This window comes from Runella sp. (assembly GCF_965279615.1).
Lineage (GTDB): Bacteria > Bacteroidota > Bacteroidia > Cytophagales > Spirosomataceae > Runella.
Genome location: NZ_OZ257252.1, coordinates 6830181 through 6851161, shown reverse-complemented (window position 1 = coordinate 6851161; position 20981 = coordinate 6830181). Strand labels below are relative to the sequence as shown.

Sequence of the window (20981 nt, the reverse complement as noted above, 5' to 3'; positions counted from 1 at the left end):
CATGACAGTCATGAATCCAACCCCCAACATCGAAACTGCCGATGACCTTGAAAAGAAGATAGAGCAGTTAAAACAACAGGCCGCCCTCCAACGGAAGAACGAAGAAACCGACCGTAAAAACCGCTTGGAAGTCGAGCGCGGCCAAGACATGGAAACGCTCAAAAACCTCAAAACTGAGATCAAAAAACTAGATTCGGCAGCAGCGTTATCCTCCAAGTTATCGCTGAATGATGCACTGGCCCTTTCTGAAAAGAAAGCCAAGTATCAGTCTGACATCGACGAGATCGAAGAAAAATACAGCATTGGCGCTTATGATCCCGTGGTTGATTCTCCCAAGCCTGAGCCGCGTCCGGCAATGAGTATCAGCACGTCCCGCGCCATTTATGTGCTGATCGCCTTGTTCGTCGGCTGTTGTGCGCTCACCTCGTGGGTAGGCATGAATGCCATCAACGACCCCTACAACCCCGTTGGACAAAGCATGATGAAGAACGCCCCGCTCCGCGCACTCGTGGCCTTCGATATGACCTTCCTTACCTTTTTGGTAGGAGTATTTTTTGTATGGTTATTTTTTAACGATCTCTTTCAATTATGGCACAATCGAATCAATTCCGAACGAAATTTGTCCACCCTTCTCAGCGAAGCACCTTCCTGGGCCGTATTGTTTTTCTTGTTGGGTGTCTTTGCCTTGGTCATGTGGGTGTTTGCCAATTACTACCTGACCGCCTACGCTTAGACAGCCTCAATCGATTACGGGATTGCGTCCTGAAAACCGCCGAAAGTCAATCCTTTGTGAAGGAAAAGAACAATCGAAACGAGCACCCGCAGATCAATGAGTACATGAAGGCCTGCGGTTTTAAGACTCCCGAAAAAATGCTGCCACAGCACAAAGCCTGGTGCGCCGCTTTTGTTACGTGGGTATACAAACAGTGCAACATTTCGGTACCTGTCAAATCCGGAGCCGCCGCCGTCATGACCTGGAACGCGATGAGCGCCCAGCGCATTCGCCCCGGAGAGGCCGTATTACCAGGCGATGCCGTGACGTACAAGCAATGGTCACACATTGAGTTGGTCAGGCATTGGCCGCTCGACCCGCGCATCACGTACTTTTTTTCGACCGGTGGCAACACCACCGCCGGAGCCAAACAACACGGTGTGTACGTCAACATTCAGCGATCAAAGAGTTTTGTCCGTAATACCATCCGTCTTATCCGATGAAAAAAGTACTTGATTTTCTCGAAGAATGGGCGTGGCTCATCATCGGGTCCATCCTGATGATCCTGTTTTTCGGATCCGTTTTACTGGAAGCATTTCAAACCTTACATCCATAACAGCCATGGAAATTTTCAAAACCCTCTTGGATCGTTGGCAAAGCCCAATGCCCAAGTTTTTCAAAGTCCTCTTCTTTCTTGCCGCCACCATCGTGGCGTTGAGTGCCGGTGCCAATATGTTCATTGACCGGCTCACTGCTTTTGGCTTGGTGCCGCCCCCATTCCTGACCGATGTAGCCGGTTGGGCTGCCGGAGCCGCCGCCGTCGTGACCAAGTTCACGGTCGATTGGAACGAAAAGCGTCGCCTCGAACGCCTTAAAAGTTTCAAACCGTGATAGGATTGACAAAACTTTTGAACTTGATTCGGAGCGTTGGGCAGAAGTTCAACGCTCCGATCAACCAAAGGCCCTTGCGCCTGTGGCAATTTTGGCTTCTCCTGTTTATAGGTTTTTCGATAGGTATGCCTTTGGGGTGTATTTTAAATCCATCCCGCTCATTCTCCACGTCTCGGAGTACCCTTAAAGATTCCACACAATTCTACAAAACGCTGTACTTGGCCGAGAAAAGCAATGTAGCGTTACGTTCCCGAATCTCAACGCTGGAACGCCGACAGGAACGCCTTAAAAATGACTATGAAAAAGCGATTGATCGGATTGATTCTTTGCGCGGAATTGCTCTTCAGCGTGAGATCGACCGCGTGTTCGGACACGCTAAGTAAACTCGAAGCTAAGCCCATACGCCTGAGCGAAGCAGGAGCGCGGATGGCCCTCAAAGCCATTGAAGAGGCCAAAATGCTGAACGGCGTAGTGGCGCTCAAAGATTCCATCATCCGTAATTATCAACTGGATGGCGAGCGAAAAACCAAAACCATTTTGAATAGCGCCCACGAATTACAGGCTGCTCAAAACAAAACAGCGACCTTGGCCACCTCTCTCGAATCTGCCAAACGCAAGCTGCTTTGGTCCCGTCTCGAAAATTGGGCATGGCGTGGCGCAGTGCTCCTGATTGCTGCTAAGAAAATCGGTTTATGGTAAAAATTCCCTCTTCCTGGAAAGACTGTTCCACCGCTCAGATCATCGAAGGGCTAGAGCTGCAAATGCTGCTACAATCCTATGGCAGCTATCCTGAGGTAGTGTTGGAGTTGCTGGGTGATTTGGTCTGCCTGCTCACACAACTCGACCGCAACAGCTACGAGCTGCTGTCCAACGATGAAAAGTTTGAATTAATTGAGCAACTTCGCTGGGCCACCGTCGATAAAGTCACCGAGTTGCCATTTACTTCCTTTCATCACCGAGGTCGCCGGTATTTCCTACCCAAACCGCACTACGCCGATACCTCAAGCATTGAGTTGGCAATGGCCAATATGCACTACCTCGCCTTTGTCAATGGTACTAAGGCTGCCTCTCCGCGATTGTTTGATTTACTGGCCACGATTTGCCGACCCCGAAAATGGAATTGGAGGCTAAGGCGTTTATTGCCTGGTTACGACGGCGAAGACCGCCAAATCTACAACTCGCTGCGAGCAGAACAACGAGCTGTCAATTTCCAAAACCTGCGCCTTGGCGTATGCATAGCTATTCTCCAGTATTGGGAAGCCCAAAACAACGAGTTTTACGAAATTCACAAAGCTCTCTATGACGGTGCCGGTGGTCGGAGCCTTTTTCAGAATGGTGAAGGATGGCTGGCCACATTGGAAGATGTAGCCTCAGCGGGCGTCCATGGTAATTTCGATAAAGTGTGCGACACTAACGCTCATACGATCTGGATGTACCTTAAGCATCGGAAGATTCAGATCGCTGAGCAGCAAAGTTTAGCTGAAGAAGAGAAGAAATAATGTACTATATAATGATATTAAATATGTTGAGCTAAAAATAATTATGTAATTGGCTGACATACAATATGATAAAGGGTTTTTCGTTTGGCTTAGGCCAGTATGGGGATTAGTAGTATTATTAATCCTTTATTAAAAATATTATTAACCATATATTAAAAATATTCTAAATTTTATAGCAATATTTGGCCGAAATTTTGTTGTAAGCTTATATACTAATATACTTTAACAGATTAATCAGAACTCTAATACTACTAAAAAATGATAGCTGTACATCGGTTAGATATTGACAATGACAGCCAAAATGCTATAAAAATTGCTTCGGCGGTCTACTATGGTTACTTAAGGCTTCAGGCCTTTGTGAGCAAGTTAAGTAAAGCGTTTATTCTTATGATAATAGGCATACCTATTCTTATATTACTCATATCGCTTTCTGTTCCGTTTTTATTTATTTCCCTATTATTACTGAAATTCCTTAACAATCGGATTAAGAAAAGTTTGAGATGTGACGATATTGTCCTTACAAAGGACAATATTGATGAAGTAAGGGAGTTACGTGATATGGTTAAACAGAAAATCGAAAAACTTGATAAAGTGCTTAATTCAATAGACAACAGCTTAATGTTTTCATTAATAATTACAAATGAATTTAAGGTAACTCGGGATATATTTCATAATTTATACTGCCAAGCTGATGCTAAGTTGTCTCAATTGGATAATGTAAATCAAAAAGGCCAGTTTTTTAAACTGTCTACTCATGATGAATTGTGGAAAAATAGAGCTCAAGTATATAATTATTTGATTTGATGTTTGAGAGCTCCTACAAATTCAGATATGTAAATCACAATTTAAAAGAAGTAGAAGGTCAGCTTGTTAAAGAACACAAGTTGACTTTTTGTTGTAAAAATAAGCAGAGGTACATAGTAAATGTAGAGCAATATAATCATTACGTATACTCAATAAAATTCTTCTCTAAGGCTCATAGATTTTCAGAAAATAAATATCGGCTGCTTACAAAGTATTATGACGCACCTGCAGTTATAATGACTTGCATTAGGATAATGATCTTTTTTTATAAGGCCAACCCTTACTCCTCCTTCATTTTTGTTGGCGAAAATGGCTTAAATGAAAAAGATAAAAATAATACTAAGCGCTTCAAAGTTTATAAAAGGATAATGGAAACTTTCTTTGCACCAGTAACATTCGCTCATTATACATATGTGGAGAAAAGTGCATATTTAATGCTAAATAAGGATAATACTGAAAGTAATTTGCTGACCAAGATAGAAAGTGTAATGCACGATTTGCTCTAAGATTTAGCACGATTTACTACGTAAAAAAAGGCTTGTTAAACAACAAGCCTTTTTTTACGTAGTAAATTATAAAGATCAAATTGAGAAATGAAAATTTGGCATCTCATCGTAAGTACGACCATCCAACATTCTTCCAGCCATTTTTTTGTTTTTTCCTCCCCATTGTTTAAAGAAGAAGGGAACATTAGAATTTTGGCATTGATTTCTAATATCTAACACCCATTCTGGCTTCATAGGCCTTGGTTTAAAACCGGATTCGCCACCAACTATTACCCAATCAATAGAATTAAGATTGAGATTTGGAAGATTTTGCAAAAGTGGTTCGCAAGAGAGAAACTTTATAAATGCCCCCGTTTTCTGTAAATGCCCAATCCGAAACATAGTTTCTTGGTTTTCAACAGAAACTCCGGCCCAAATATTTTCTGTCCAATTTAATAAAGAAGAAAGTTCTTCTAATCGTTCGGCACGCTTCGTTAATACCTGAAATTGGTGTTGTGGACACTCGTTCATAACCTTGAATACTTCTTGAATGTATTTCAAAGGCACATCTTCATGAAAGAGATCACTCATTGAGTTCACAAAAATAATAGAGGCTTTCCACTTACGTGGCTCATTGAGTACGGTTGGGTGCAGTGTTAATTTAAAGCCATTTCTATATTTATCGACACCCATTGAGTGTAGTCGCTTAGCGAACGAATCAGCATAGCAAAACTTACAGCCCTGTGAAATCTTGGTACAGCCGGTAGTCGGATTCCAAGTTTTTTCAGTCCATTCTATGCTTGAATTTGCCATTATTCAAAAAGGTTAAGTTGTTGATTTTGACCATATTTCTGCACTTTTTTCCAAAATTCATTTCCAAGCTTATGCTTGGAATAAAATGCTAGATGGTATAGTGGCAAGTTTTTATTATCAGACCGTATTTGATGTTTATCAGTCGGTTTTACATATCCCAAATCTACCATATTTTTATCGTAATTCAAAGATAAAAATTGCATAACATTCTGTTTGTCAGGATTTTTCTCAAGTTCTTTTCTCCAATCTTTATTGTCTAAAAACTTTACTATTTTTTCATTTTCGTCATCAAGATACAGGTTAAGGTTTCGATTGAAATCCATACCAATTGCTAACAAAATCAGAAAATCCATCCTGAATTTACTCAACGCTCTTATAGTTGAGAAATGCAAATTTAAGGAGAATGGATCTACAAAGGCAAAGCATAAGGTTGACCCTGTCATTGATATACTGTGAATAATTGCTTGAATTTCGCTTACATTCTGATTAGTATCTCCCTCAATAAATGATATATCTAACTCTGGAAAATGTTGAAGTGCCCGAAATTTTAAGGCATCCATCTTTTTTTTATCCATCTCACAAAGAATGTATTTATTAAACTTAAAAGGTGTTGACATTGCTATTAACGCAGATGTCATAATAATTTTATTTGTATCTTTTATTTTGGCATAGCCAGCACCTGAGAATAGGTCTATGTATACCAGATTCTTCCAATTATTCTTCATACTATTTGTAAATATATCACAGTAAGTCCCGACTAGCTTATACTTACGTTCTGCCCAGGAACCAATTTCTGGTAGTGCTAAGCCATCATTATTGGCCCTGATAATTGGAGAGAATTTGCTCATAGTTAGTTGTTTTCGTTAAAAAGCATAATTTAATTCAATATAAGCAGTTGTCATCAAAAAGTTATCAAACGGCTTATGCACATTTAATTGCAAAAATCCTGTCCTGTTGGGTTACGGCAGTTTTTTTCTGTTTTGGCAAAAAACCAACAATGCTTATCACCGCTGATTTTCAAAACTATCTTGATTACTTCAAAGCCTGGGCAGAAGCTCAGGAACTCTTCTTCCTCTACGGAGGGGTAGAGCTGGGCATACAGTATGCCACCTCCAAGCCCGATTTCTCTTATCCCTTCATCTGGCTGGAGCAGCCCGAAATTATCTCGGAAGACAACGGTGCCGGGCAACTCATCGAAGCCTATTACGGTGGTATCAGCGTGATCAACTCCGCACCCCTCGATGATCGCGCCGCTCAGGTGCAAGCAGAGGTCGATGCTATGCGGCTCCTGCAGGGCCTCCAAAAAAAGATGCGATTGGACAACCGCCACAAAGGTACGCTCGATTGCACCATCAGCGGCATGAAAAAAACGGCCGTAGATCGAGGTTGGGCCGGCAGTCATTGGGGTTGGAGATTGGAATTTGAACTTAGATTTACCGCCAATGGATTACTTAGCTAATATCACCCATCAGGATCTGCAGTTGTCCAAACTGCCCATCGTCGTCAACATCGATGCCGCCAGTCCCGTCACCTATCCCGCACGTCACGACCTTCGGTACTATCTGGAGGTCTTTGTCCCTGAGTTTTACCAGGGCGGTTTTATTTCATTGACAACGTTAGAGGGAAGCGAAGAACCGTCCCAAACGTTGGCCGGCATTACGGCCTATCCCGGTGCCAACTTCGAAATTCAGGACCTGTTGCACGGCTTGGTAGAGAGCTGTGTACCCGCGTTTGGGTTGAGTCAAATAACTATCTGCGAAACTATGGTTAGGCCTTACTACACCAAAGCCATTCGTAAAAACGGCACAGTATTGATCGATCAAACCTTACTACCATCCTCCTACGTATTCCGGGGAGGGTTTTCCGAAAACGACTACGCTTCCTACAAAAGTCGCTTCTTTACGAGCTACATCGGAGCCAATCGGCGCTTTCTGACGTGGAAACCTGACTTTGCCACCGTTCGTCCCAACCAACCCGAATACCTTTCGTTCCTGACCAATTTCAGTCCCACGCCTGCCGAACTGCGCCTGCGCGTAGAGATCACCTACGAAGACTGGAGTGTCGAAACCATCACCGCCAAGACCCTCACCAACGTTTCATCAATGGCGGTATATGTGGTACCCGTCGGCCCGACGGTTCTCAATCTCCAAGCTCGCATGAATGCCAACGGGAAGTTTGTGAGCCGTTACAAAGTGTGGCTTTCCAACGAAAACAACGAGCGCCTTTCCGAAGAACGCACCTACCTCATCGACAATCAACCCTACCGCAAGGTGCGTTTTATTCTGTTTCAAAACTCATTGGGCTGCTTCGATACGCTTGATTGTTACGGCGACGGTACCGCCAATCTGAAAGTACAGCGCGAAACCGCCGAACAGTTTCGTGGTTATGAGTACCTGCCCGGTGTTTCAGAGCGGGTCATTAACCGGATCACCGGCGAACGTGAGCTGACCGTATCGGTAGGTTACGGCCGGTATAACATCAAAGACCTGCGCGACTATTGGCAGGAACTGTTCTTTGCCGAACAAGTATATTTGATCACCGATCGCGAACATATCCCCCTCACACTCGTCACCGACAGTTATTTGACCGACGATGATCGGGAAAAACTAGTAGGCCGCACACTCACTTTTCGATACACTAACCCCGAAACTTCCTATAGTCGTTTACCCGTCATGGCGGCGGCTCCTGTCCGCCCTACCGGTTGGCGCGGCGACGCGCAGGCCTGTGAACTCAACCAATCTACCGGGCTGCGAAACGGTAAAAAGCGTTATGGCCTGTTGGTAAAGTATTTCATCGACAGCGGCGAAGACGTAAAACCCCGCACTCAAAAATCAAATATTGTAGGTACCGAAGGCTATATTCCGTCGTGGGACAGTGCCGATTGCGCCGCCGCAACCACGCCTTTTAAAAACCTGCTCCTTACCCAAACCTCTATCTACAAACGCAACAACTGTAACATCGGCCAAGTGGGCGGTAATTGGTCCATTTCCATTCCTGCCAATACCTACGGCTCAGAAATAAGTCAGGGCGACGCCGATGGCAAAGCACAGGCGGCGGCAAACGCTCAGGATACGCAGGAAAATGCCAACCTCAACGGCACCTGTATCATCCCAACTCCCATTCCGATCGGCATCACCAATGCTTGCCCAACTGCATCGACCCAGCCCATTTTTGCCGTCATTGTGGGCAGTGATGAGATCGTCACCAACACAAGCTACAACACCCCAACAGTACGTTACGCAGCTGCAGGCCTCAATGCCGGCACCTATAATATTGATATCCGGGTCGCGTATGCCGCCTCACCGTTTGTCAACTTTCGTTTGCGGATTCCTTCTAAGGGATTTGACAGTGGCGTGTTATCCGGCAACCAAACCTATCGGATCGCCAACATTACCGTCAATTGGGGAGATAGCGACTTAATCATCATCGGCGAACCGGCATGATCCTGAGCGAAGAACTACAACGTGAAGCCACGGAGCTGGCCGAAGAAATCACCCGCGATGCCGTAAATTATTTCGAAAAAGCCATTGAGCGGGCGGGTATTGTACTAACGGGAGAGTTGAAAAATACCATTGAATATCAGATCATTCAGCAAGCCGCTAAGCTATCAGTGGCGGGAGTGATATCGTTCAAGGGGTATGGGCGTATGAAAGATATGCGGACTTTAACTTACTCAATGATGCCGCCCATTGAGGCAATGGAATATTTTGCAGAAAAAGTCAACATCGAAAACTTTGCTTACGTTCCCGGCTATAAGACATACGGCAGCGGAATGTGGTACGCTACAGACCGCATCGCCTTTAAACGTATTGCCTGGGCAGTAGCCATGTCCCGTAAAAAAGTCCCTACCGTGCGACACAATGCAAAGAACAGATGGTACAACAAAACCAAAGCTGATTTTATGAACGTGATGCGCCGACGAATGCTCGACCGCGCACAGGGCATTGTGCTCAAGGCTATGAAAGATGCTGTTGACTTGTAAGTAATTACACAAAAATTAGGTAGAAAGTATAATAATAATACTTATAATTAGTATAACAACCTCTACTTTTGCGGCAGTAAAACATGAGAAAAAATGCGCGATATTGACATCAGGTCTGCCCTCCACAATCAATTTTTAATGGACTATCGCTTAGATGGTATCTCCAGAATTGTGGATGAACTTCACATTTGTGGTGGAAATACAATTGCTGACCTTGCTGTAATAAATGGTAGTTTACACGCATTTGAAATCAAAAGTTCTGTTGATACTCTGCAACGATTACGCTTACAATCGGATTCTTACATTAAAGTTTTTGACTACATTACTATTGTGGTTAACGGGAATCACCTTAATAAGGTAATGGATACAATGCCTGACTGGTTTGGGATTTGGCTTATAGAGGATGAAGGGGATGAAGTTCGAAGAACTATAATTCGTCCTGCTCGAAAAAATGGTTCAATTGATGCTTTTTCAGTTGCGCAACTTTTGTGGAAGGACGAAGCTATTGAAATATTACTTCAGGAAGGGCATTCGAAAAAGATAAAAACAATGAGAAAATGGCTGCTGTGGGAATATATGGCTCAAAATATTCCCACAGACAGGTTGTCTGAATTAGTAAGACTAAAACTGAAACAACGTCAGAACTGGAAAGAATCTGGTTTTAGTAAGGGAATTGAGCCATCAAAGTGATGTGATGGTTTACGGTATAAGTTACCCATTTTTGAGCATTTCCCGGCCCAATCGCAACGGAAGCGCAATCAGATATACATTTATCACCATAACTGAACGCCGGGCCTTTGTAATAACTCTCTTTCATCAACTCCTTGCATTTTTGAACATACTGCTGATTGCCCTGAGGATGTTTACTAGCCTGTTTACCTCTAAAAACAATGAATGCATTATCAGTTGTATATTTGACAGAACAAGTACCTTCAAACTTTTCAGTTGAATTGTCATAAATAGGATGCAAGTTGCAATAATCGGCAAAAGCTAAATCCGGTATATTGGCAGTGGATTTTATACGATTAAAAAGTGCTAAATCTGTCCTTTCAATCGCTCCTATGTCACCATCTTTAAACTTGGAAAGATCTTGTGGAAAACTGCCTGCTCCAACAAGAATCCGACTAATATCCTGTATATTTTCAATACCTTGATATAGGGTTAAGAAAGAGTTTATGAGATGAATAAGGCTGACAGCGATGTATTCAAAGTCAATTAACAGTAGTGTCTGTTCTTTAGTAAGATTGTAATGGTTAAAAAGCAAACCATAAAAGCGATTAATTACATCCGATGTCGCATAATCAGATGTAATTCTCAGGCAGACATTGTCATCTAAAAAGTTTTCCTCTTTCAAAAAATCCAACAGGTCTTTAGGAGCTAATGTTTGAATGGTCGGTCTAACATTAATCCCATTCTTTTTAAGTTCTAAAAAAATCAGCTGACACAGAGCCTGATCTTTCCAGATATCTTTTGGATCAATATACACAATTGGAAACTCTTTTAGTTTGTCCGATAAATCCTTAATGAGTTTGACTATCGGGTCTTTTTTTCTGCCAACTGCCGGAGGAAGAATTTGAATAATTGGGGCAATAGAGGATTTGATATCGGGCGCTAAAAGTTTAAGTGCTTCTAACTCTCCGGCTTTTGAGCGCATAAGTGGATAATACCGAATATTCGTCATAAAATAATGTAAAGGTTTAGTGAATTATTGCAAGTTTTAAAAAAGAAAACACAATTAAAAGAAAAGTTATCAAGCGGTTAGCAGAGTTAATTAAGCATAAAAACTAACCTCATTTCCTGTCCTGTGCTACCCAAAAGGTACGGTGCAAATTGGCACTGTACCTTTTTTGCGTATACAGCCATGACATTAGAAGAAGTAGCCCGGCTCAGGCTCGAAATCCTGGGTGATGAGTCGGCCGATACCATTGACGGCCTCCAAAAGGGGTTGAAAGAGATCAACTCCGAAATGCGCCTCTTGGAGCTGAACGGGGAGAAAGGAAGTGAGACGTGGAAGGAAATGAAACGCCTTCAGAAAGACGTCAACGAGGAGATCAAAGAGATGACGCGCAACATCGACCTCAATGATGCGTCGATGAATGAACTCACTGCCCGCAGCCGTCAACTCAACCGCGAACTCGGCAACCTCACCGTTGGCAGTGAAGAATGGATCGACAAACTGAAGCAGATCAGTGAGGTCGATGAAAAAATCGACGGTACCCGCGAAGCCATGAAGCGCATCAAGGGCGAAGGCGAAGAACAGACCGACTTTTGGACGAGTTTCAAAGCCAACTTTTCCGCCGCCTTCACCGTTGATGCCATCACCGGTGCCATTGGGAGCGTCATTGATTTCGGCAGAGAGATCTTCGAAACAGCCGGTAAATTTGAACGTTACGAAGCTGTTCTGAAAAATGCTCTGGGCACGCAGGAAGCCGCCACCAAGGTGATGGATAACATAAAACAATTGGCCGCCTCCACGCCCTTTACCGTTGATGAACTGACAGAGTCTTACGTCAAATACGTCAATCGCGGCCTGCAGCCCACGATGGCCGAAATGACAAAGATGGGTGATATTGCCGCCTCACAAGGCAAATCCTTTGACCAACTCACCGAAGCCATTCTTGATGCCACCACCGGTGAATTTGAACGTCTCAAAGAATTCGGTATACAGGCCTCCAAGAACGGTGAAGAAGTAGAACTCTCGTTCAAAGGTGTGCAGAAAACCATTGCCAATACCCCCGAAGCCATCAAAGAAACCCTGCTCAGTTTTGGCGAATTGGAGGGGGTAATGGGAGGGATGGTTGCTATCTCCGGCACGCTGGAAGGAAAGGCCTCCAATCTCGGCGATAATTTTGATGCCCTTAAGATCATTTTGGGCGATGTACTCAAACCCGTATTCCTGGGCGTGATGGATGCCATGAACGCCGGCATTGAGATCGTCAAACAGGTAGTCGAAAATTCCGAACCGGTCGTTACGGTCTTTGACAACATCAGTAAAATAGCCGGCTCCTTGTGGCAAAGCATCAGATCATTGATCGGTCAATTTATCGACCTCAATTCAACCTCCTTTACCGTACGCGATGTCATGTCAGCGATCGGTTTGGCCTTTAATGGCCTTACTACCCCCATGCGCGCGGCCATCGCCACGGTCCAAATGATCATCGACGCCTATGGGGCATTAATGACCAAAGGCAAAGAGCTGCTCAACTTCTTCGGGGCAGATTTCAAGATAGATCCCAAGGCGACCTTCGACAACATGCTTTCGAATGCCGATAAGAACTTCAAAGCGATCGGTACCAGTTGGACCAAAAATGTCGCTGACGTCCAGATCAATAAGATAAAGGATGTTCAGGACAAAGCCATTGCCTCGGAAAATGCCAAATACGCCGCCGAAAAAGCCCGCATTGATAAGACCTTCAAAGATGCCTCAGCCAAAGCCGCCGAGTTTGCCAAGCTCGAAACCAATCATACCGCTGCCGTCAACAAAGCCAAAGCCGATGCCCTTAAAGCGGAGGCCTTAGCCCGTCAGAATTACATCAAAGAAACGGTCAAAGATGAAACTGAGCGCGATAAACAACTGAAAGCAAATGCCCTGCAGTTACGTACCGAATTGCGTGACCTGGATAAGAAATCAAACGATGAGGTAGTAAAACATAAGTCCACTAACCAAACTAAAGTATCGGCAGAAGCACAAAAAGCCGCCAAAAAAGATGCTGAAGAGCGCGAGAAATCAGAAGCTGCTGCCAATAAAGCCATTGAGGACGGGCGTGTTTCCCTTATCAAAAATGACCTGGAGCGGGCGTTGGCCGCCGAGGAGCTGAAGTACAAACGCGAGGTACAGCGCATCAACGAGACCAAGATCGCCGAAACCCTTAAGAAACAACAGCTTGAAGTATTGGAAGAAACCCATCAGGCCAAAATTGACAAACTGAAGGACGATGCCGCCAAAAAAGAAGAGGCGGCAGCCAGGAAAAAAGAAACCGACGAAGCCGCTGCCCGTGACAAAAAGCGTAAAGAAGATCAACTGCTGTTGGATGCCGGTTTTAAAGCCGAAATTGAAAATGCCAAACTTACGCTTTCACTCACCACCAACAACGCACAGGCACAATACGACGCCAAACTGAAGCTGTTGGAGGCAGAAGCGCGGTACAGAGAGCAAAAGTTGAAAAACGAGGCCGAAGCCGAAAAGAAACGCATTGCCGAAAGCATCAAAGATACCGACGACCGAGCCACGGCCATCAAAGCCATTGATGCCACCCTGACCGCACAGCTCCAACAAAACGAAACCAAACTGCAGGCCGACAAAGTAAAGCTGCAGGAAGAAGCCACGGCCAAGCGCAAAAAAGACAATGAAGAATTCTTGAGCTGGATGAAAAAAGCACAGGACGGCGATTTTGCGGGCTTTCAAAAATACCTGAGCGAAAAGGTCAAAGAAGAGCAGACCGCCAACAAAGATCGTGAAAAAGACAGTGTTCGACTTTCTGATGCGGTGCGAGCCATCATGAAAGGTGATTTCACGCTTTTTACGCAATACTTGGCGCAAAAGACCAAAAATGATACAGTCTTCAATTCGGAACGTTTTCAGGATTTTTCAAAAACCACCCAATCCATCGGGCAGGTCGCTCAGGCGGGTGTAGCCGCATTGCAAAAGCTGAATCAGGCCTATCTTGAGAAGCAGCAAAGCAATATCAAAAAGGAAAAGGATACACAACTGGCAGCGTGGGAAGAGAAATACAAAAAAGGGCTGATCTCAAAAGATGAATACGAAAAAGGCGTCACCAACATCAATAAGAATGCCGACGATAAGCTGAAGGCGGCGCAGAAAGAGGCTTTCGAACGGGATAAAAAATTGCAGATCGCCATGGCGCTCATTGCGGGTGGGATGGCTTTCGTCAAAGCCTTGGCCTCGGGTTTCTTTCCGGTCAACCTTGTCTTTGCCGCCGCAACGGCTGTGGCCACCGGGCTACAGGTAGCCGCCATCAAACGGCAACAGTTCTCCGGCGAAAACGGTGGGGTATTTCAGGCAGCTAACGGCTACGTACGCAATGCCGGTGTACCTCAAGGCCCGAGACACGGATTGAAATACGGCGATTCCGGTATTTCGCTGATCGACCGAAGTTCCGGCAATGAGATCGGGGAAATGGAAGGCGGGGAGCCGTTCATGATCCTCTCGCGCAACACCTACAAAAACAACCGCCCGGTCATTGACCGACTGCTGCACAGTTCACTGCACAAAAACGGCGCTCCCATCACCCTACGCGATGGAGGTATTATTTCCGTGGCTCAAACCCCGTTCATGTTTCGCAACGGCGGTCGCATGTTTATGGATGGCGGCATGGATGATGGAAGCGGAGGTAGCGGCGAGTATCAGGAAAGCAATTCCGACTCCGGGAGCGGAGGGTATGACAGCGGCAGCAGTGGCGACGTGGAAGGAGTGCCGGATCAGAATGATACCAAGGCCATGATCGCCGAAAATACCCAAATGCAAAAGGACATGCTGGAAGAATTACGAAAAACCAACGGTAAGTTATCTATGCTTTTGGTAGCCACCGGCCAAAACGGCAGCGAACTCCGTAATCATTCCGGCTTATTAAATGACATCAAAAACAAACCAACCGGGCCAAGCCTGCACGAGATCCAAGGCGCGTTTTCGTCGGCAGCAGCGGCCATTGCCAAATCCAACTTATAACTATGGGAAGTTTTCAAATCCGTCTTGAAGGACAGGCCATTGACCTGCTGCCCGGTAAAACCGTCACCCTCAATCGCTTCAATCCACTCCTTGATTTTGATGTGGTGCAGGGAGCCAGGGTGCTGGATTTTGTAGTGCCGTTTTCACCCAAAAACAACAAATTTTTTAACTGGTATTACAAGCCGCAGGCCTCCTTTCCGACCGAGGATCTCTACTGTGAACAGTACGCCGACGGTGAGCTCATTGAGCGCGGTTACATTACCCTGCGGGAAGTGGCCGCCGATGGCTATAAAGTAATGTATACCCAAAACTTGGGTGAGATCTTCGGGGACTTTCAAAAAGTGCTTTTATCCGACATCGATTTCGGCAGCGAAGCCAAACCGATTGCTTTTACGGCAGCCTCCAACTACCTGACCGATGCCTACTGCTTACCAAAAATTCAGAACGCCGCCTTTTACGGTACCGCTTCGCCCATAGGTTTTGGCGGTTACATGAATGATTATGACGCAGGAGCATATACGGCAGCCTCGCCACTCGTGCCGATGATGTACCTGCGTTGGTTATTCGGCAAGATCGAACAGCTGTGCAATTTTACTATCAAAGGGGAATTTGTCGATGACGTTATCATGCAGCGGCTGATCATCTACAACACCTTTGCCGTAGAGCCTGCCGATACAGTCATCCACTACCGCAACCACCTGCCCAATATCACCATTCCGGAACTGTTAAAAGAACTGCGAAAACTCTTTAACTTAGGCTTGTTCTTCGATGTGCGTTCACGTACGCTCACCATGCGTTACGCCGATGAATTACTGCAGCAACCGACCGTATTGAATTGGTCTAAAAAATTCGGGGTTATTGCGGCTCGCTCCCCGGAAATGGCCACGCGGTTGGAGTTGGATTGGGAAGTGGATACGACCGATGGCCGTATGAAGGTTCGGCCCAACGATTATGAAAAATACAATACACCCGGTAATGAACTGCTTTTCCCGGTCAAAACCCGTTTCAGCACCACCGATGTTACGGAAACAGGCCTGCCCATTGTAGAGCAACCCGGTATCACTACCGTCAATAACCAACGTAACAATACATTTGCTCCCCGCCTCCTGCTGTGGCACGGCATGGTGGGAGGTATTCCGTTTGCTTCCAACTATTACTCCACCACACGTCTCGCTTGGCACGGAACCAACAATTTAGCAGATGCCCGATGGAAACAGTTTGAAACCTTCAGAGGCCGAACCTCAAGGCGCGTATTGCCCGGCAATCTAACAGCCACGGATATCGCCCTGATCGATATGCATCAACGCGCCGGTGAAACCATGACCATCCACGTGCAGGGCCGTGATTACCTCATCGGCAATCAGCGCATCAATTTACCACTGCAGGGACCAACGGAGTTGGAAATGTGGATGAGGTAGAGTTATAAAAGATATGTCGTTTTTGTATCTTTGAATAATAAATAACTGTACGATGAAATTCATTCCAGACTTTGTTTTAACTTCTAAAAAGTATTTCAACCTTATCTCTCAAAAGCTTAAACAAGGACTTAAAACTACATGGAAATACCTAAAAAACAGGAAGTGGAATTGGGAAGCTTTGATAGCCTTGGCGGCCTTTCTTTATAGTATTTCAGACAACAATAGTAAAGATGCCGACAATAAGAAAGAAACAAAAAGAATCAGTGAGCGTGATTCAACGCAGATTGCCCTACTGACTCAAACTTTTTTAGATTCAAGAGTTAAAGATTCTCTAAATAGACTAGAATTAAAACGTATAAGGACCCATGATTCCATTCAGCTGGCTATTCAAATTGAAAGAAATAATTTCGATAGACAAGAATTCTATAGGGTTAGACAAAGGGACTCGGCACAATTAGCTGCCATAAATAATCAGATAAAGGCAACTAAATTAACCGGTGGCCCGGAACTCCGAGCATCATTTCCAAGTGTTTTTCCTTTCTATCTAACCAGACCAAGACCTGCAAAAGATACTTTAGATTTCGGTTATCGTTTTATTATAATAAATGCCGGCAAGACCGATCTGAAAAATTTAAGAGTAAGGTCTTTTATGACTTTTGGCATATCTCAAAAACCTATAATTTTTAAGGCTTTCTCCCTGGTTTCAAAGCATTCTTCAGGAGAGATAAACGATTTGCTTCCCAGTAATGAAACGGCAGAGTTCGTTTTAGGGCTTGAGAAAAATACTAAAATAGTTGTTGACAGGCTTCGAGATATATTGACTATTCACCAAACTAAGCAAACCTATCTTGTACCCAAAAAAGATGTATTTATATTATTAGAGTTCATTTATGACGATATATATGGAGATGAGCGCAAATACTATAGGATTATATCTTATAATCAGAATTTTAGGTATAGTAGTGATGAAAAAGGAGCAGTCCAAATCTTTGAGTTTATAAGCCCAAAGAGAAAGTTAACGGATGAAATTAAAGGTTTAAAGGACATTATTCAGGAGCATGGATTTGATTATAAAATTTTTGAACAAATCATTCGACGAGAAAATACAATCTATGATTCTTTTTTTAAGGTATAGTATAAGTCAAAATACTAAATCATAATTTTCAAAGTGTGGTAACGTATACAATAACGGGTAGTGTGGCAGATGATTAATTGTTTTTTGTTAGTGTTAGTTTAAGCGGATTTCAGAATGTCATTCCATGACATCATTTTAGCCGCGATCCGCTTTTCTCTGATTCGGCCATAATGTTTTAAGTATCGGTCATTTTTCAATCCCAAACAGGACGCTACGTCACTGACCTCCATCATCAATTCATTCAGGGCGATATCGGTAAAGGTCTTTCGGGCGATCTTCGTAGAAAGCACCACCGGGATACCTACTAAAACAGCTATCTGTTTCAGCGTATCGTTTCGCTTCTGATTCGATTTGCTGGGCAGGTTTTGAATGCTGCCTCCATACTTACTTAAAATAGCCAAGGCCGGCTCCAGTAATTTAACCATAAAATCTTCCTCTGTTTTCTGGCGTGAACCTTTCAAAAATACCCCTTCTTTGCAATGTTCGATTCGAAACAATTTGTTAGTGTACTCAATGTGGTGCATACCGCTAAAACAATTAAAGACAAAGGCATCCCGCTCCAACTCACATTTGTGAGCGGTTTGGGGGGCAATAAATCCGCGTTTTGCCAAGTCAGAAAAATCAAATTTCGCCAATTTGGAAAGTTGCTCGACAGTCAGGTGGGTGGTATCAGGTTTTGTGTTATCAGTGCCTATTTCGCACCCTTCCAAAGGATTGAATTTGAGGCGTTTTTTCTTTAATGAATGTTTAAATAGAGTTTTTAACCAAACAATATGTTTATGTGTATGCGGCATCCCAAAACCCTCGGTTTCGTAAAGATATTTCCTGAATCCGGAAATGATCTTTTCATCGAAGGTGCGCGGTTGCCGCGATGTGAGTTTTTCTGATTCTAAATAGTTGGTAAAGTTTTTGGCATAATTTTTCTCAATATCAACCGTCGCTTTGACGATGATCTTTTCTGATACCTCCAACTCTCTGTCCTTGATATACTCCGTAATCAAATGGAGGGTAGAGAAGCGAAACAGGCGTTTTTCGGTCACAAATTCTTTGACCAGCATAGCCGTGACGTGTTCAAACTCGATCTGAAGCAGATCAAACGTTCGTTCAATTTTTACCTTAAACTCGTTCAGCCACTTATTATGCTTTTTATTATTATCGCCATTGCCCTTGAGTCGTTGGTTTTCAGCATCCCAAGCCGACTTTCGGCAGTCAATATGGACATAGCCTATCTCTGCATATTCTCCCTCAATTGTTACTCGGCAGCAGATACTGCCAAGCGTATCATGGCCAGGGTCTTGCTTTCTGAGCATTGCTTCCTTCTTGGCTTCCGATTTACAAAACCAAAATAAAACGTACATCTGTTTAATGTTGTACATAAGTAGTGAGCTTGCGCCACACTACCCATTGGTGAGAAGACTAACAAAAAGTATGCTAAATAATTTTCCGTCACGATTACGTCACTTTTTGACGTAATCGCAAACGTAATCGTAGCGCAAAGGATTGGACGTCATAGGCTAAAAAACAGAAAGCCACCGCTTTATACAAGCAGTGGCCTCACCATCAACAGGTCTCAGCAGAGAGGAAGAGATTCGAACTATCTTTTATAAGTAATTGTAAGTGAGGACTTTTCGCATAGCGAAAATGACGACGTAACCGCAAACGTAACCGCGAATAGGCAAAAAATTAGGCAATCAGCCCAATTTCTTCTTTTTTCACCCATAACGCCATCACCTTCGCCTCACCAGTTACGCCACTAGGCTTTCCCAGTAAATCCATTAGTTTCTCAATCTGTCGATTTTTAAATTCAAGTTCAGATTGGAATACTAACCGCATTTCCTTAAGCTCTTTTCTGAATTCGCTTTCCAATTCATTTAGATGTTTTTGCAAATATCCATCTCCCCTTTCAGATTGAACTGGTGTGTTTGAAAACATTTCCCCCTTTCCTTCTAAAAGCCAATCACGATTTACTTGTGGATAAACCTGTAGTATTGATTCAAGGAGCGTGTACCGTGGGGTCTTAGTCACGCCTGTTATAGTGTTAAAAATAGCATTTTGCGATACTCCAACTGCCTTGGCAAAAGAACTCTGATTTAATTCCAATTTAAAGATCAGTTCTCTTATCCTTGAGCCTATTTCTTTACTAGCGGTCTCTTTCATGTTTATTTATATGTTGGTGTAAATAAAGTGACTTCCTTCAATTTAGTTGCTTTTTGTCTTAGCAACTGCTGTTCAAGCAGCAATTTCTTATCTGCCATTTTTTTGTTTTCCATGATATTTATAGTTTACAGTGTAATAGTGGTGATTATTTATGGGCAAAATAACATGCAATCCGATAATTTTTATTTTTTATTAACTATCTAATTATTAAGTATTTATATAAATAAATAAAATTATTCTATATGAAATCATATAATTTATATGATTTCATATTATCATTGCACATCGTTTGATACAAAGATTGTTACAAAAGTTGTAAAAATCAATACCGTTAACTCAAAATGGCAACACTCAAGGAACACGTAAAACAGCTTGCTCAAACTGACCCTGATCAGTTTGCAGCCTTTGAAGCTGAATTAGGACGTGCGGGATTGTACAGTCACTTCTACCGAAGCGTCCTTGCTCACGACAATTACAACCTCAAAAAGATGCGCGCCCAGCTCGTGCCCATTCTGAAGAAATTCTTCCCTTTTGAGGATCATCATTTTGCCACAAATACCATCCCGGCAATTGCTCAACCCTCCCTCCAATCATGAATCCCGAAACAAAATTTTGGCTGCAAGCCATCGTCATTTTCGTGCTCCTTTTTGACGGCCCCATTTTGGGAGTATGGTACTTACTCCGTCGTAAAAAACCGTAACCATAAACACTGACGGTTCGCCGTTGCGATAGACATGATGCTCATTTACCGAATTCAAAAAATGGACGCCGCCCTTCAACGCGGCCTCCAAGCACCGGGCGACGATTTCATTCAACGTCAGGCCTTGGAAGAAATCATCAAAGACGCCTACTATGCCGGCAAGCCCGTACTTGACTACCTCCTCGAAAAACTGCAACCTGCTCCCGCAGTTACTCAAGCTCAAGTCGAAGCTTTCAAATGCACTCACCCCGACTGCAAAGACAAACCTGCCTTCAGTACTCAAATGGCCTTGAATGGCCACATGAAAAAACACGCTTCCAACCCCTAAACCTGCTATACTTATGGAATGGCTTCATTGCAATAATCCCGAACGCGGATTCCTGATCACCGAAATTGAAGAACCACGTGTAGATGGTGTCCCAAAATTGACAGCCCGAATAGTGGGTAGTTACCGAGTTGTCGACGAAACCACCGTTCATGCCCGATTATTCGATTCCTCCGAAAAATCCATTATGCACGATGTCTTTCCTGATGTTGTCGCCGCCCAATACTTCATCCTAAAATTCGTCCTTTCGTTGGCAAAGACTCCGGCACAAATTGCCACGTAATTAATTCAACTGCTCTCGCTAAGCGGTAGAACCATAGCTGATGCTATGGTGAGGTTCGACCCCTCTTGGAGCAGCCACCGACATTGCATAA

22 protein-coding genes are annotated in these 20981 nt (G+C 43.8%); 17 read left to right on the top strand and 5 right to left on the bottom strand.

The window, feature by feature from the left end:
• Positions 1–10: 10 nt before the first annotated feature.
• The 7 genes from ACQY73_RS28745 (at position 11) to ACQY73_RS28715 (ending at position 3906) form a co-directional block, all read left to right on the top strand.
• Positions 11–733, top strand: a complete 723-nt coding sequence (locus ACQY73_RS28745) for a hypothetical protein (RefSeq protein WP_428657626.1) — start codon at positions 11–13, stop codon at positions 731–733.
• Positions 734–789: 56 nt separating this feature from the next.
• Positions 790–1215, top strand: coding sequence for a hypothetical protein (locus ACQY73_RS28740; RefSeq protein ID WP_428657625.1), 426 nt, complete (start codon positions 790–792; stop codon positions 1213–1215).
• Positions 1216–1333: 118 nt separating this feature from the next.
• Positions 1334–1603, top strand: coding sequence for a hypothetical protein (locus tag ACQY73_RS28735; protein ID WP_428657624.1), 270 nt, complete (start codon positions 1334–1336; stop codon positions 1601–1603).
• 5 nt (positions 1604–1608) lie between these two features.
• Positions 1609–1986 (top strand): hypothetical protein, encoded by a 378-nt coding sequence (locus ACQY73_RS28730; RefSeq protein WP_428657623.1) that lies wholly within the window; start codon positions 1609–1611, stop codon positions 1984–1986.
• Positions 1901–2302, top strand: a complete 402-nt coding sequence (locus ACQY73_RS28725) for a hypothetical protein (RefSeq protein ID WP_428657622.1) — start codon at positions 1901–1903, stop codon at positions 2300–2302. The genes ACQY73_RS28730 and ACQY73_RS28725 overlap by 86 nt, the downstream gene beginning before the upstream one ends.
• Positions 2296–3102: a hypothetical protein gene (locus ACQY73_RS28720; RefSeq protein ID WP_428657621.1), complete on the top strand. Its 807-nt coding sequence runs from the start codon at positions 2296–2298 to the stop codon at positions 3100–3102. Before ACQY73_RS28725 ends, ACQY73_RS28720 begins: the two co-directional genes overlap by 7 nt.
• A gap of 258 nt (positions 3103–3360) precedes the next feature.
• On the top strand, positions 3361–3906 hold the full coding sequence (locus ACQY73_RS28715; RefSeq protein WP_428657620.1) for a hypothetical protein: 546 nt from the start codon (positions 3361–3363) through the stop codon (positions 3904–3906).
• Positions 3907–4487: 581 nt separating this feature from the next.
• On the opposite strand, the gene ACQY73_RS28710 is transcribed toward ACQY73_RS28715, so the two are convergent.
• Positions 4488–5204, bottom strand: a complete 717-nt coding sequence (locus ACQY73_RS28710) for a DUF5131 family protein (RefSeq protein WP_428657619.1) — start codon at positions 5202–5204, stop codon at positions 4488–4490.
• On the bottom strand, positions 5204–6052 hold the full coding sequence (tcmP, locus tag ACQY73_RS28705; protein ID WP_428657618.1) for a three-Cys-motif partner protein TcmP: 849 nt from the start codon (positions 6050–6052) through the stop codon (positions 5204–5206). Before tcmP ends, ACQY73_RS28710 begins: the two co-directional genes overlap by 1 nt.
• A gap of 47 nt (positions 6053–6099) precedes the next feature.
• On the opposite strand from tcmP, the gene ACQY73_RS28700 reads away from it, so the two are divergent.
• The 4 genes from ACQY73_RS28700 to ACQY73_RS28685 all read left to right on the top strand — a co-directional run bounded on the left by ACQY73_RS28700 (position 6100) and on the right by ACQY73_RS28685 (position 9876).
• Positions 6100–6663: a hypothetical protein gene (locus ACQY73_RS28700; RefSeq protein ID WP_428657617.1), complete on the top strand. Its 564-nt coding sequence runs from the start codon at positions 6100–6102 to the stop codon at positions 6661–6663.
• On the top strand, positions 6647–8647 hold the full coding sequence (locus ACQY73_RS28695) for a DUF5977 domain-containing protein (protein ID WP_428657616.1): 2001 nt from the start codon (positions 6647–6649) through the stop codon (positions 8645–8647). The genes ACQY73_RS28700 and ACQY73_RS28695 overlap by 17 nt, the downstream gene beginning before the upstream one ends.
• Positions 8644–9186: a hypothetical protein gene (locus ACQY73_RS28690; RefSeq protein ID WP_428657615.1), complete on the top strand. Its 543-nt coding sequence runs from the start codon at positions 8644–8646 to the stop codon at positions 9184–9186. Before ACQY73_RS28695 ends, ACQY73_RS28690 begins: the two co-directional genes overlap by 4 nt.
• Before the next feature lie 93 nt (positions 9187–9279).
• Positions 9280–9876, top strand: a complete 597-nt coding sequence (locus ACQY73_RS28685; protein ID WP_428657614.1) for a sce7726 family protein — start codon at positions 9280–9282, stop codon at positions 9874–9876.
• Here the strand turns inward: ACQY73_RS28685 and ACQY73_RS28680 are convergent.
• Positions 9848–10867 carry a beta family protein gene (locus tag ACQY73_RS28680; RefSeq protein ID WP_428657613.1) on the bottom strand — a complete coding sequence of 340 codons (1020 nt, stop codon included), beginning with the start codon at positions 10865–10867 and terminating at the stop codon, positions 9848–9850. The genes ACQY73_RS28685 and ACQY73_RS28680 overlap by 29 nt on opposite strands.
• A 180-nt stretch (positions 10868–11047) precedes the next feature.
• Here ACQY73_RS28680 and ACQY73_RS28675 point away from each other — a divergent pair, with 180 nt between their 5' ends.
• Genes ACQY73_RS28675 through ACQY73_RS28665 form a run of 3 tightly spaced genes read left to right on the top strand, consistent with a single transcriptional unit; the run spans position 11048 to position 17425 of the window.
• On the top strand, positions 11048–14872 hold the full coding sequence (locus ACQY73_RS28675; protein WP_428657612.1) for a hypothetical protein: 3825 nt from the start codon (positions 11048–11050) through the stop codon (positions 14870–14872).
• 2 nt (positions 14873–14874) lie between these two features.
• On the top strand, positions 14875–16290 hold the full coding sequence (locus tag ACQY73_RS28670; protein ID WP_428657611.1) for a hypothetical protein: 1416 nt from the start codon (positions 14875–14877) through the stop codon (positions 16288–16290).
• Positions 16291–16342: 52 nt separating this feature from the next.
• On the top strand, positions 16343–17425 hold the full coding sequence (locus tag ACQY73_RS28665) for a hypothetical protein (RefSeq protein ID WP_428657610.1): 1083 nt from the start codon (positions 16343–16345) through the stop codon (positions 17423–17425).
• A gap of 98 nt (positions 17426–17523) precedes the next feature.
• Here the strand turns inward: ACQY73_RS28665 and ACQY73_RS28660 are convergent, their stop codons facing one another.
• A complete protein-coding gene (locus tag ACQY73_RS28660; RefSeq protein ID WP_428657609.1) occupies positions 17524–18783 on the bottom strand; it encodes a hypothetical protein in 1260 nt (419 codons plus the stop codon).
• Positions 18784–19108: 325 nt separating this feature from the next.
• Positions 19109–19582: a helix-turn-helix domain-containing protein gene (locus ACQY73_RS28655; RefSeq protein ID WP_428657608.1), complete on the bottom strand. Its 474-nt coding sequence runs from the start codon at positions 19580–19582 to the stop codon at positions 19109–19111.
• Positions 19583–19923: 341 nt separating this feature from the next.
• Here ACQY73_RS28655 and ACQY73_RS28650 point away from each other — a divergent pair, with 341 nt between their 5' ends.
• The 3 genes from ACQY73_RS28650 (at position 19924) to ACQY73_RS28640 (ending at position 20890) form a co-directional block, all read left to right on the top strand.
• Positions 19924–20178, top strand: coding sequence for a hypothetical protein (locus ACQY73_RS28650; protein WP_428657607.1), 255 nt, complete (start codon positions 19924–19926; stop codon positions 20176–20178).
• A 165-nt stretch (positions 20179–20343) separates the two neighbouring features.
• Positions 20344–20610: a hypothetical protein gene (locus ACQY73_RS28645; protein WP_428657606.1), complete on the top strand. Its 267-nt coding sequence runs from the start codon at positions 20344–20346 to the stop codon at positions 20608–20610.
• A 13-nt stretch (positions 20611–20623) separates the two neighbouring features.
• Positions 20624–20890, top strand: a complete 267-nt coding sequence (locus tag ACQY73_RS28640) for a hypothetical protein (RefSeq protein WP_428657605.1) — start codon at positions 20624–20626, stop codon at positions 20888–20890.
• Positions 20891–20981: the final 91 nt, after the last annotated feature.